Origin of the sequence: Sulfitobacter sp. HI0040 (assembly GCF_001634885.1) — a bacterium.
Classification (GTDB): domain Bacteria; phylum Pseudomonadota; class Alphaproteobacteria; order Rhodobacterales; family Rhodobacteraceae; genus Sulfitobacter.
The window spans coordinates 1-10,721 of the sequence record NZ_LWEX01000159.1 but is presented as its reverse complement, the minus strand read 5'-3'; the positions used below and the strand labels follow the sequence as shown (position 1 = coordinate 10,721).

Genomic DNA, 10,721 nt, shown 5'->3' with positions numbered 1-10,721 from the left:
ATCTTCATCGTCTTTTTCCGGATTTTCCCAATCCCCGCATGGATCATGCTGGCAGTGTGGTTCGGCATGCAGTTCATCGGCGGCGTGGGTGCTGACCCGAGCGTCGGGGGGGTCGCCTACTGGGCGCATGCGGGCGGGTTCCTGGTGGGCATCGCGCTCACCGTGCCGGTCTGGCTGAGCCTTGGCGGTCCGGCCTTCTGGAGCCGCACCCACGGGCATCCGCCCCACCCCGAAACGCGCTATCCCCTGAGCGGGAGCCGCATCCCCAAAGTCCGCCGCAGATGAGCGACGCGGGCGAGCGCCACCGGGCAAGCTGCCACTGCGGGGCCGTGGTGATCGAGGCGGAGTTTCCGCAAGGTATCACGGGGGCGAAACGCTGCACCTGCAGCTTTTGCCGCAGGCGGCAGGCGGGCAATGTCACCGCGCTGAGCAGCAGCGTGCGCGTCCTGCAGGGGGCCGATAACCTCAGCCTTTACCAATGGGGAACAAAGACGGCGCGGCACTATTTCTGCAGCACTTGCGGGATCTACACCCATCACCAGCGCAGGTCCGACCCGGCGGAGACGGGCGTGAACCTCGGCTGTATCGAAGGGGCGGAGGTCTGGCGCGCCGAACCCATGCGCTGGAGCGAGAACCACGATTTTCCCGGCGACGACTGACGCGCCGCGGGCCTGTCAGCCGCGGATCGTCTTGGCGAAGGTGGTGAAGATCGCCTCGTTCGCGCAGACGATTTCCCCGTTGCCGACGATATCGGCCTCCGGGCGGATCGGCTCCACAAGGCCCCCGGCCTCTTTCACGATGACCATGCCGGCGGCCAGATCCCAGGGCTGCAACCGGCGTTCCCAAAAGCCGTCATACCGCCCCGCCGCCACATAGGCGAGGTCGAGCGCGGCGGACCCCCAGCGGCGCACCCCGGCACAGACCGGCAGAAGACGGCCCAGATCCTTCAGTGTTTCCGGCAGGTCGCTGCGGCCCCCGAACGGCAGGCCCGTGGCAAAGATCGATTCGATCATCTTCTGGCGGCCCGACACCCGCAGGCGGCTTTCGTTCATCCAGGCGCCCGCGCCCTTTTCGGCAAAGAACATCTCGTCCTTGGCGGGGTCGAAGACGACGCCCGCAACGATCTGGCCCTTGTGCTCCAGTGCGATGGAGATGGCCCAGTGCGGCAGCCCGTGCAAAAAGTTCGTCGTGCCGTCCAGCGGATCGACGATCCAGCGGCGGGTTGGGTCCTGCCCCTCTTCCTCGCCGCCTTCCTCGGCCAGCCAGCCATAGGTGGGGCGCGCGCCCATCAGTTCGGTCTTGAGCACTTTTTCGGCGTTGAGGTCCGCCCGGCTGACGAAATCGCCCGCGCCCTTGACCGATACCTGAAGGTTCTCGACCTCGCGGAAATCCTTGACCAGCGACCGGCCCGCCTTGCGCGCGGCCTTGATCATGATGTTGAGATTTGCACTGCCAACCATTTTTCGCACCTGTCATGGGATCAGGCGCTGCGTATAGGCAAGGCGGACCGGATTGCCAAGGGGGCGGGCGGGGAGGAGCCCAGCATCCTCTGACCCTACGTCATTCCGGTTGTTCCTGTCGGGGCCTCCGGGCGGCTGTTACGCTGGGCGCGATTACAGTTTTCCGACCGAAAGGAACCCCCCATGAGTGAACAGATGCAGAAGATCGTCCTGGCCTCCCGCCCGGATGGCACGCCCACGCAGGAGAACTTCCGCCTTGAGACGGGGGACATCCCCACCCCGGGTGAGGGCGAGATCCTCGTGAAGGTCCATTACATGTCGCTCGATCCCTATATGCGCGGGCGGATGGACGATGCGAAATCCTATGCCCAGCCGGTGCCGGTGGGCGGGCTGATGGAAGGCGGATCGGTGGGCGAGGTCATCGCCTCCAACAGCCCCGATTTCAAACCGGGCGATTATGCTTTCGGCATGTTCGGCTGGGCGACCCATGGCGTGGCGCAGGCGCAGATGTGCCGCAAGGTGGACCCGGATCAGGCGCCCATCACCACCTCGCTGGGGGTTTTGGGAATGCCCGGGTTCACCGGCTGGTTCGGGCTCAATGAATATGGCCGCCCAAAGAAGGGCGAAACGCTGGTGGTGGCCGCCGCGACCGGGCCGGTGGGGTCCATGGTGGGCCAGCTTGCGAAATCCATGGGCCTGCGGGCCGTGGGCATCGCCGGCGGGGCGGACAAATGCGCATTGGCCAAATCGGAGTTCGGCTTTGACGAATGCCTCGATCACCGCGCCTATGACGACGCGAAATCGCTGCGGGCCGCGCTGAAGGAGGCCTGCCCCGACGGGATCGACATCTACTATGAGAACGTGGGCGGCAAGGTTCTTGAAGCGGTGATGCCGCTGATGAACCCCCACGGGCGCATCCCGATCTGCGGCATGATCGCGTGGTACAACGCGGGCGGGCTGGGCGCCGGTGCCGCCGAGGAGGCGCTGACCGCGCCCAAGCTGTGGCGCACGATCCTCGTCAATTTCCTCAGCGTGAACGGCTTCATCATCTCGAACCACTGGAAGCGGTTCCCGGAGTTCCTGCAGGAGGTCGCCCCGCAGGTCGCCGACGGGCGCATCGCCGTGAAGGAAGACATCACCGAGGGGCTGGAAAACGCGCCGCAGGCTTTCATCGACCTGCTGACGGGCGGCAACTTCGGCAAGGCCATCGTGAAGGTCGCATGACTTTGAGGGGGGCGGTTCGTCCGCCCCCTTTTGTTGCGCAGTGTGTGGTTGGGTGTTGTGGGTGATGAGCAGGATGGTCGGGGTGTAGAGTGCAAACCTGTCTGTACTAATCGCAGAAGATACCGAAGGGTTGCATGGGGACCTGTGGCAACCGGCCCTGAGCAGACCTTGATCAGTGCTCGCATTGCCGCTGCACAGCTTCCCAAAAACGGACGTCTGGACGCGCCCTAGTCTAATGCACCATCTTCGCCACGTGATTTTGCTGGGTTTCTTCTAGCGGTGCATAAGCCTCGATATGCGCGCCGTCCTTAGATACTCAAAATGGTATCTCGTCAAATTCAACATCCAAGTCGATACGAGTAGGAAACATTCCTTCTGAAGTCGAAATTTCCACTACCAAGTAGCCTTGGATGCGGTATGTGTTCTTTGGATCGACACCGTCGTCCCGGTACTTCCGCCAAAAACTTGTCTCCAGCTCACATCTAATTTGCGTCCAAGCCCCTTGAGCGAGACGCGACGCCGTTGTGGCTAAAATGTGCCGCCTGTTCAGATCGTCTTTTTCAGATTTCGTGTGGCCACAACGTTTACCGTCTTGTTTTATCTCCCACCTTTCACTTGTGTAGAGATAAATGGCGTCGATTTCGGGGCTTCGTTTTTCGGTTCGATTGTGAATATCAATTACTAGCTCGAAAGTACCTGATCTAGAGTAGTCGTTGACCGTAAGAAACTCTCTTTGTGTTCGCGTATTAACTTCGAAAGTTATGGTTTTTTGGCGTTCAATCTCGGACTTCACCCACTCGATGTCGGCACCGAGCATCTTCTTCAAGTTCGTGATGGACCCATCATATACAAGGTGTCGATGGTGCTTTAGATCGAAAGGAATATCATCAGCTTTCTGAGTGATAAGTGTACAAATCTTGTCTTTAGCGTGGGCGTACCCCACCTCATAGAAAACATTGGGATTCTTGCCTGTCATGTCGGCAATGATAAAATCCGCCGCGTCAATCTGTCGGTAGATACGTTCTAGAATACTTTCAGTATAAATCTGCTCGTCAACGCGCTCAGCTATAACGCCTTGATCTCTTGCTGTTTCTTGAATTCCAAGCCGATAAATATCGTCGAATTCATCGCCGAAGGGCATAAGCACAAAGGCAAACGGTTTTGGTTTTGCCATAGATTGACAGCCTTTCTAATTATTGCGGGATTCTTTAGACGCAATGCGTTGTTACGACGCTATCAGAGTTGCATTGTAGACTGCACGCCTCGCAAACCGCAGCAACCTTTCGCGCATAAGCCCTTGTATGTGACCTTCGACATATCGCCAAGCACCTAAGAATTGCTGGCTGAATGTCCGCTCCATTAGCTTCGGCATGATCGGCTCGCACTCTCAGTGAAGGACTCCTTCCCGCCCTTCCTGACTCGGCCCTACATCGGTCCTCCACACCGGGCTTCCCAGCCCCTTCCCCACCCCCCTCACGCCCGCTGCAGCTTACGTGCCTCCTGCCCTGCGAGCTTCAGCAGTTCCTTCATGAAGGGCTTGTCCTTGTCGTCGCTCCGCACGGCGGCATAGAGCCTGCGGGTGATGCCCGTCTCCGTCAGGGGGCGGGTCACGTAGTCGGATGAATATTTCACCTCCCGCACGACCCAGTCGGGCAGGACCGACACCCCCCGGTTCGACGCCACCAGCAGCAGGATCACCGCCGTCAATTCCACCTGACGGATCGCCGCCGGTTCGACCTTGGCCGGGATCAGCAACTGGCTGAAGATGTCCAGCCGGGACCGTTCCACCGGGTAGGTGATCAGCGTCTCGCCCCGGAAATCCGCCGCCTCCACGTAGGGTTTGGATGCCAGCGGGTGGGTGCTGGCCGCGACAAAGACCGGGTTGTAGTCGAACAATTCGATGAAGGTCACACCGGGCAGGTCCTCGGGATCGGAACTCACCACAAGGTCCACCTCCTCGCGCAGGAGGGCAGGCAGCGCCTCGAAGGCGAGGCCGGGGCGGATGTCCACATCCACGTCCGGCCAGGCGCGGCGGAACTGTTCCAGCACGGGGAACAGCCATTCGAAACAGGCGTGACATTCGATGGCGATATGCATCCGCCCGGTGCTGCCCGCGCGCAGGCCGGTGAATTCCGCCTGCAGCGCCTCCACCTGCGGCAGAACCTGCTGGGCGAGCTTCAGCAGCCGCTGCCCGGCGGGCGACAATTTCAGCGGTTTGGAGCGGCGCACGAAAAGCTCCACCCCCGCCTGGTCTTCCAGCCCCTTCACCTGATGGCTGAGCGCGGATTGGGTGATGTTCATCTGCTCGGCGGCCCGGGCCAGCCCGCCGGCTTCGTGAATCGCCTGTATGGTGCGCAGGTGCCGGAACTCGATATGCATATGAGGCGTTCCTCATGTTGAAGATGAGAGTTATGAATTTGTCTCACATCGCGACACATGCGACAAGTGGGGCAACAGATATCCCGCCGCCCGTCGGCCCCGTTTCAGGAATGTAGTAATGACCACGCCTCGCGTATCCTTCGAAGTTTTCCCGCCCCGTTCGGTCGATGCAGCTTTCAAGCTGTGGGATACCGCGCAGGCGCTCGCGCCGCTGGCCCCGCGGTTTTTCTCCGTCACCTATGGTGCCGGGGGCTCCACCCGGGATCTGACACAGGATTCGGCGCATGTGCTGCGGCGCACCTCCGGGCTGCCGGTGGCCGCCCATCTGACCTGCGTGGGTGCCAGCCGCGAAGAAACGCTCGACGTGGCGCGCGGCTTTACCGAAGCCGGCGTGACCGACATCGTGGCCCTGCGCGGCGACCCGGCGGACGGGGCCGATCGCTTCACCGCCCATCCGCAAGGCTTCGCCAACAGCTGTGAGCTGATCGAGGCGCTCGCCGATATGAACCAGTTCACCATCCGCGTGGGCGCCTACCCCGATTCGCACCCCGACGCCGCCGACGAGGCCGCCAATATCGAATGGCTCAAGCGCAAGTTCGACGCCGGCGCGGACGAGGCGATCACCCAGTTCTTCTTCGAGGCCGAAACCTTCCTGCGGTTCCGCGATGCCTGCGAAAAGGCGGGCATCGACAAGCCGATCACGCCGGGCATCATGCCGGTGGTGAACTGGAAATCGGCCCGGTCCTTCGCCGAACGCTGCGGCGCGCTGATCCCCGACTGGGTGCACCAGTCCTTTGACGCGGCGATCCGCGACGACCGGCACGACCTGCTGGCGACAGCGCTCTGCACCGAACTGTGCAGCGAGCTGATCGACGAAGGCGTCGACACGCTGCATTTCTATACGCTGAACCGTGCGGAACTGACGCGCAATGTCTGCCGCGCCCTGGGCGTGACCCCGCAGGTGGCGCTTTCGGACGTAGCGTAAGCGCTTGCCCCTGCCGGTGCGGCGGTCCCTACTGGCCGCCGTAACAGACAGGAGCCACCCCCGTGCGACCCATCGCGAAATCACCGGCCGACCTCGTACCGCAGTCCGAAGTGCTGAACTACAGCGGCCTCGAATTCATGCAGAAGATGGTGGACGGGACTTTCCCCGGCCCGCCCATCTCGGAAAAGATGGGCTATACCCTGCACGAGGTCGAAGAGGGCCGCGTCGTCTTTCGCGGCGCGCCCGATTTCGGCACCACCAACCCGATGGGCACCGTGCACGGCGGCTGGTACGGAACGCTGCTGGATTCCGCCATGGCCTGCGCCGTCATGACGAAAGTGCCGCGCGGCAGCGTCTATACGACGCTGGAATACAAGATCAACATCCTGCGCTCCATCCCGCTGGGCATGCAGATCGACAGCATCGGGGTGATCGACCACGTGGGCCGGTCCACCGGCATCGCCCATGGCGAGATCAGGGGCGTGGAGGACGGCAAGCTTTATGCCACGGGGTCAACGACCTGTATCGTGATGAAACTGGGCTGAGGAAAAGGCGCGTCAGCCCTTGGCGACCTTGCGGGGAAGGCGCATTCCCGGCAGCCGCCACGCGCCTTCGGCTTCGGCGGCGCGCTCGGTCACGCTGGGGTGGATATGCTCCGACGGGTCGAGCGCGTGCTTGCGCCGCCGCCGGGTGACGAAAACCCGGCCATAGCCCCGCCATGTGCCCACCGAAGGCGCGTGCGGATCCTGCGGGAACCGTTCGCGCCAGCCTTCGGGCAGGGGCAGCCCGGTCTCCTCGGCCTTTTCCAGCATCCAGACCAGCGGGATGTTGGACAGCGGGCGCGCGGCTTCGAACCCGCCCAGTTGGCCGCCCACATCGCCATGGGTGCCGGGGAACCACATCTGCTCCACCCGGCCTTCGAAATCGGGGTCCGAGCGCCAGAGGATCGGCGCATAGGCCATGCGCGTCTCGTCGAGTGCCAGCGCGTGAAACCCGTTTTTCACGATACTGCTGAGGTCGTGGTTGTGGAAGGAATGGTGCCGCTCGCTCAGCCGCCAGAGGACCGGCGCGTTGATGCCCAGCGATTTCACCGTGTCCCATGCGCCGATCATCTCGATCGTGACGTCCTTCTGACAGAGGGCCCGGCTGAAGGCGCGGGTTGTCTCGGGCCGGGTACGGCCTTCGTAATGGCGGTAAACCTCGCGGATATTGCGCTCCGTCGCCTCCTCCGGGCGCAGCAGGCCCACCCGGTCGATCACCCCGGCAAGCGAGCGTACCGCGTAGGCCCCGCGCGAATAGCCGAAGAAGAACACCCGGTCGCCGGGCCGGTAGCGCGATGCCAGGTAGCCATAGGCGCGGCGGATCTGCCGGTTGATGCCGCGCCCCATGATCACGTCGCGGGTGCTGCGCCAGTCCTGCCACTGCAGGCCGGGTTCGTAGTAGATGGACAGGGCGCTGCCCATTTCGCGCATCAGCTTGTAGGACAGGCCCACGTTGGTCTCCGCCCCCTCTACAAGGGACGACATCGTCCCGTCGAGGATCACGACATGGGTGACAGCCCCCCGGCGCGGTCCGAAATCGGAGGCCGGGCGCCGCCAGAAGCGCCCGAAGAGACGGGCAAACCAGTTCCTATTCTGCCGCGATGGCGCCACCGTTCAACAGCTCCCATACCTTGTGCGGCGTGAAGGGCATGTCCGCCTGTCTCACGCCACGTTCCCAGAGCGCATCCTGCACCGCGTTCGACACGGCTGCCAGTGCTCCGACCGTTCCTGCCTCGCCACATCCTTTCATGCCCATGATATTGGCCGTGGATGGGACGGGTTCAGATGTAAACGAAATTCCCGGCAAATCTATGGCGCGCGGCATGGCGTAATCCATGAAGGACGCCGTAAGCAGCTGGCCGTCCGCGTCATAGACCACATGTTCCTGCAATGCCTGCCCGATTCCCTGCGCCACACCGCCATGCACCTGCCCTTCGGCCAGCATCGGGTTGATGAGGTTTCCGAAATCATCGACCACGGTGTAGCTGTCGACCGTCACGACGCCGGTGGCGGGGTCCACGACCACCTCGGCCACATGGGCGCCGTTGGGATAGCTGCGCGCTTCCAGCTTGGCGCGTTCGTGATGGCGCAGCAGATCGTCGCGGCCCTTTTCACGGGCCATGCGCGCGACCTCCAGCATGGTGGGGGAGACGTTGGAGCCTTCGGCGCGGAAGCGTTCGTCATCGAAGCGGATCGCATCTTCCGGCACATCGAGCTCTTCGGCGAGGAAGGCGGTGAAGGCCGCCGTCATCTTCGCGACGGTCGCCAGCGTGGCGTTGTTCTGCACGGTGACGGAGCGTGAGCCGCCGGTGCCGCCCCCCTGCGCGATCAGGTCGCTGTCCCCTTGGACGACGGTGATGCGGTCGGCGGGAATGCCCGTCTGATCGCTGAGAAACTGGGCATAGACGGTTTCATGGCCCTGCCCGTTGCTCTGGGTGCCCACGAGGATCGTCGCGGTGTCGTCCTCGTTGAAGACGACCTGCGCGCCCTCGCTGGGATCGCCGAGGATGCTTTCGATGTAATAGCAAAGCCCCTGCCCGCGCAGCAGGCCCCGCTCCGCATCCGCCGCGCGCCGGGCGGCAAAGCCGTCCCGGTCCGCCTTTTCGGCGGCGCGGTCCAGCACGCGGGCGAATTCGCCGACGTCGTAGGTTTCGCCCGTGGCGCTTTTGTAGGGGAATTTATCCGGCGCGATGAAGTTGATGCGCCGCAGCTCCCACGGGTCCACGCCCAGTTCGCGCGCGGCCCGGTCCATCAGCCGTTCCAGCACATAGATCGCTTCGGGCCGGCCCGCGCCGCGATAGGCATCCACCTGCACCGTGTTGGTATAATAGCCCTCAACCTGCAGCCATGTGGTCTGCACATCATAGACGCCCATCAGCACGCGGCTGAAGAGGTTGGTCTGGATCGCCTGACCGAATTGCGAGTTATAGGCGCCGAGGTTGCAGCGCGACCGGACCCGGTAGGCGGTCATCCGGTTGTTTTCGTCAAAGGCCAGTTCCGCCAGCGACACGAGGTCGCGCCCGCCGTTGTCGCTCAGCATCGCTTCTGTCCGGTCCGACATCCAGCGCACCGGTCGCCCGGTCAGGCGCGCGGCCTGCGCCACGCTGAAATATTCAGGGTAGGCCATGGCCTTCATGCCAAAGCCGCCGCCCACGTCCGGGTTGGTCACGCGCACATCGTCACCTTCCAGCCCGAAAGCCTTCACGAGGTTGTCCTTGTGCACCCAGACACCCTGCCCGTTGTTGGCGACATGGAGCTTTCCGTCGGTCCATTCGGCATAGCAGCCGCGCGGTTCGAGCGAGTTCACGATGATCCGGTTGTCCGCGATTTCCAGCGACACGCTGCGCGCGGCCGCGTCAAAGGCCGCCTGCGTCGCCTCTTCGTCGCCCAGCCCCCAGTCAAAGGCGCGGTTGTCGGGCGCTTCGTCGTGCAGCGTCTCGCCGCCTGTCTTCAGGTCGATCTTGGCGGGCAATTCGTCGATGTCGAGTTCGATGAGTTCGGCGGCGTCGCGTGCCTGATCGTAGGTATCGGCGACGATGATCGCCACCGGTTCGCCCACGTAGCGGACCTTGTCCCGCGCCAGCACGGGCCGTTCGGGTTTGGCGGCCTTGGTCCCGTCGCGGTTTTCCACCACGGTGCCGGGCATGGCGACCTTGACGCCCGCCGCTTCGAGGTCCGCGCAGGTCAGCACCGCATGGACCCCCTCTGCCGATGCGGCATCGCCTGTATTGATGCCGGTGATATGGCCATGCGCCACCGGGGAGCGCAGGAAAAACGCATGCAGCGCACCCTCGGGGGCGATGTCATCGACATAGCGCCCCTCCCCGGTGAGAAAGCGCACATCCTCCACCCGTTTCACGGGTTGGCTCTTGCCGAATTTTTCCATGTCGTTCTGCCCTTCGTGGCGATTTCCGCGTTAAGGCAGACACTAGCGATGGGGTGCCGGTTGTCCAGCGGACCGGGGCAGCCTTTGGGGCGGGCAGCGCGCGCGCGTCAGCCCTCCAACCCGGCGACCATGACGACCTCATGCAGGCCGTAGCCGTTGAAGGCGGTGCTCATGGCGACGGAATAGGCCCCCATGCCGCCGAAAAGCACGTAATCGCCCGGCTGCGTGTCTTCCGGCAGGGCAAGCCCGTCGGGCAGCCGGTCGAGCGAATCGCAGGTGGGGCCGAATGCCACACGCGGGCGCGCGGGGCCGGTCCGCGCCGCCCCCTCGGGCGAGACCACGCGCAAAAGGCCGCTCAGCCCCATGTCACGCAGATCCACGAGCCCGCCGTAGATACCGTCATTCAGATAGACCACCGCGCCGCCGTCGCGCATCGCCTTGATCCGGGTGCTCAACACGCAGGAGGGCGCTACCATGGCGCGCCCCGGCTCACAGATCAGTTGCGGTGCATCGGCACCGAAGGCCCGGGCGACCGCCGCACCCACGGCGGCAAAGACAGCGCCGTGATCGGGCTGGCCCTGCCCCCGGTCCGCAGCGAACCCGCCGCCGATGTTCAGCCGCCCGATACGCACCCCCGCCGCGCGGCAGATGCCCGCCGCCGCCTCAATGTACTGGACCCATGCATTGGCGTCCTCGCACTGGGTGCCGGGGTGAAAGCACAGGCCCGAGCGGAACCCCATGGCCGC

The 10,721-nt window shown here is 63.7% G+C and carries 9 protein-coding genes and 2 pseudogenes; 5 read left to right on the top strand and 6 right to left on the bottom strand.

All coding sequences use genetic code 11. From position 1 onward, the window contains the following. A pseudogene (locus A3728_RS10845) lies at positions 1–285 on the top strand (rhomboid family intramembrane serine protease); the annotation flags it as partial. Further along, positions 282–659 (top strand): GFA family protein, encoded by a 378-nt coding sequence (locus A3728_RS10840; protein WP_067923363.1) that lies wholly within the window; start codon positions 282–284, stop codon positions 657–659. The pseudogene A3728_RS10845 and the gene A3728_RS10840, both read left to right, overlap by 4 nt. A gap of 15 nt (positions 660–674) precedes the next feature. Here A3728_RS10840 and A3728_RS10835 read toward each other — a convergent pair whose 3' ends face one another. Then, complete coding sequence (locus A3728_RS10835; RefSeq protein ID WP_067923360.1) at positions 675–1,460, bottom strand: inositol monophosphatase family protein; 786 nt, start codon at positions 1,458–1,460, stop codon at positions 675–677. Positions 1,461–1,643: 183 nt separating this feature from the next. Between A3728_RS10835 and A3728_RS10830 the strand changes: the two genes are divergently transcribed. Further along, positions 1,644–2,684 (top strand): NADP-dependent oxidoreductase, encoded by a 1,041-nt coding sequence (locus A3728_RS10830; RefSeq protein ID WP_067923358.1) that lies wholly within the window; start codon positions 1,644–1,646, stop codon positions 2,682–2,684. A 316-nt stretch (positions 2,685–3,000) separates the two neighbouring features. Here the strand turns inward: A3728_RS10830 and A3728_RS23450 are convergent, their stop codons facing one another. Both A3728_RS23450 and A3728_RS10820 read right to left on the bottom strand, forming a co-directional pair. Continuing rightward, positions 3,001–3,858, bottom strand: a complete 858-nt coding sequence (locus A3728_RS23450; RefSeq protein ID WP_201722164.1) for a hypothetical protein — start codon at positions 3,856–3,858, stop codon at positions 3,001–3,003. Positions 3,859–4,157: 299 nt separating this feature from the next. Continuing rightward, the gene (locus tag A3728_RS10820; protein ID WP_067923354.1) at positions 4,158–5,063 is read right to left on the bottom strand and encodes a LysR family transcriptional regulator; all 906 of its coding nucleotides are present in this window, start codon (positions 5,061–5,063) and stop codon (positions 4,158–4,160) included. A 118-nt stretch (positions 5,064–5,181) separates the two neighbouring features. Between A3728_RS10820 and metF the strand changes: the two genes are divergently transcribed. Together metF and A3728_RS10810 are read left to right on the top strand one after the other, a co-directional pair. After that, positions 5,182–6,048, top strand: a complete 867-nt coding sequence (gene metF / locus A3728_RS10815) for a methylenetetrahydrofolate reductase [NAD(P)H] (RefSeq protein ID WP_067923352.1) — start codon at positions 5,182–5,184, stop codon at positions 6,046–6,048. Positions 6,049–6,110: 62 nt separating this feature from the next. Then, complete coding sequence (locus tag A3728_RS10810) at positions 6,111–6,593, top strand: PaaI family thioesterase (protein ID WP_067923349.1); 483 nt, start codon at positions 6,111–6,113, stop codon at positions 6,591–6,593. A 12-nt stretch (positions 6,594–6,605) separates the two neighbouring features. Here A3728_RS10810 and A3728_RS10805 read toward each other — a convergent pair whose 3' ends face one another. The 3 genes and pseudogenes from A3728_RS10805 to A3728_RS10795 form a co-directional block, all read right to left on the bottom strand. Beyond that, on the bottom strand, positions 6,606–7,700 hold the full coding sequence (locus tag A3728_RS10805; RefSeq protein WP_067923346.1) for a DUF2235 domain-containing protein: 1,095 nt from the start codon (positions 7,698–7,700) through the stop codon (positions 6,606–6,608). Beyond that, positions 7,678–9,975: a xanthine dehydrogenase family protein molybdopterin-binding subunit gene (locus A3728_RS10800; RefSeq protein WP_067923343.1), complete on the bottom strand. Its 2,298-nt coding sequence runs from the start codon at positions 9,973–9,975 to the stop codon at positions 7,678–7,680. The genes A3728_RS10805 and A3728_RS10800 overlap by 23 nt, the downstream gene beginning before the upstream one ends. A 107-nt stretch (positions 9,976–10,082) precedes the next feature. Next, positions 10,083–10,721 (bottom strand): annotated as a pseudogene (locus A3728_RS10795) (type III PLP-dependent enzyme); the annotation flags it as partial.

Bases quoted from the DNA above. Each gene is read 5' to 3' on its own strand.
- A3728_RS10830 (WP_067923358.1), top strand. From the start codon at position 1,644: ATGAGTGAACAGATGCAGAAGATCGTCCTGGCCTCCCGCCCGGATGGC.
- metF (WP_067923352.1), top strand. From the start codon at position 5,182: ATGACCACGCCTCGCGTATCCTTCGAAGTTTTCCCGCCCCGTTCGGTC.
- A3728_RS10840 (WP_067923363.1), top strand. From the start codon at position 282: ATGAGCGACGCGGGCGAGCGCCACCGGGCAAGCTGCCACTGCGGGGCC.
- A3728_RS23450 (WP_201722164.1), bottom strand. From the start codon at position 3,858: ATGGCAAAACCAAAACCGTTTGCCTTTGTGCTTATGCCCTTCGGCGAT.
- A3728_RS10820 (WP_067923354.1), bottom strand. From the start codon at position 5,063: ATGCATATCGAGTTCCGGCACCTGCGCACCATACAGGCGATTCACGAA.
- A3728_RS10835 (WP_067923360.1), bottom strand. From the start codon at position 1,460: ATGGTTGGCAGTGCAAATCTCAACATCATGATCAAGGCCGCGCGCAAG.
- A3728_RS10800 (WP_067923343.1), bottom strand. From the start codon at position 9,975: ATGGAAAAATTCGGCAAGAGCCAACCCGTGAAACGGGTGGAGGATGTG.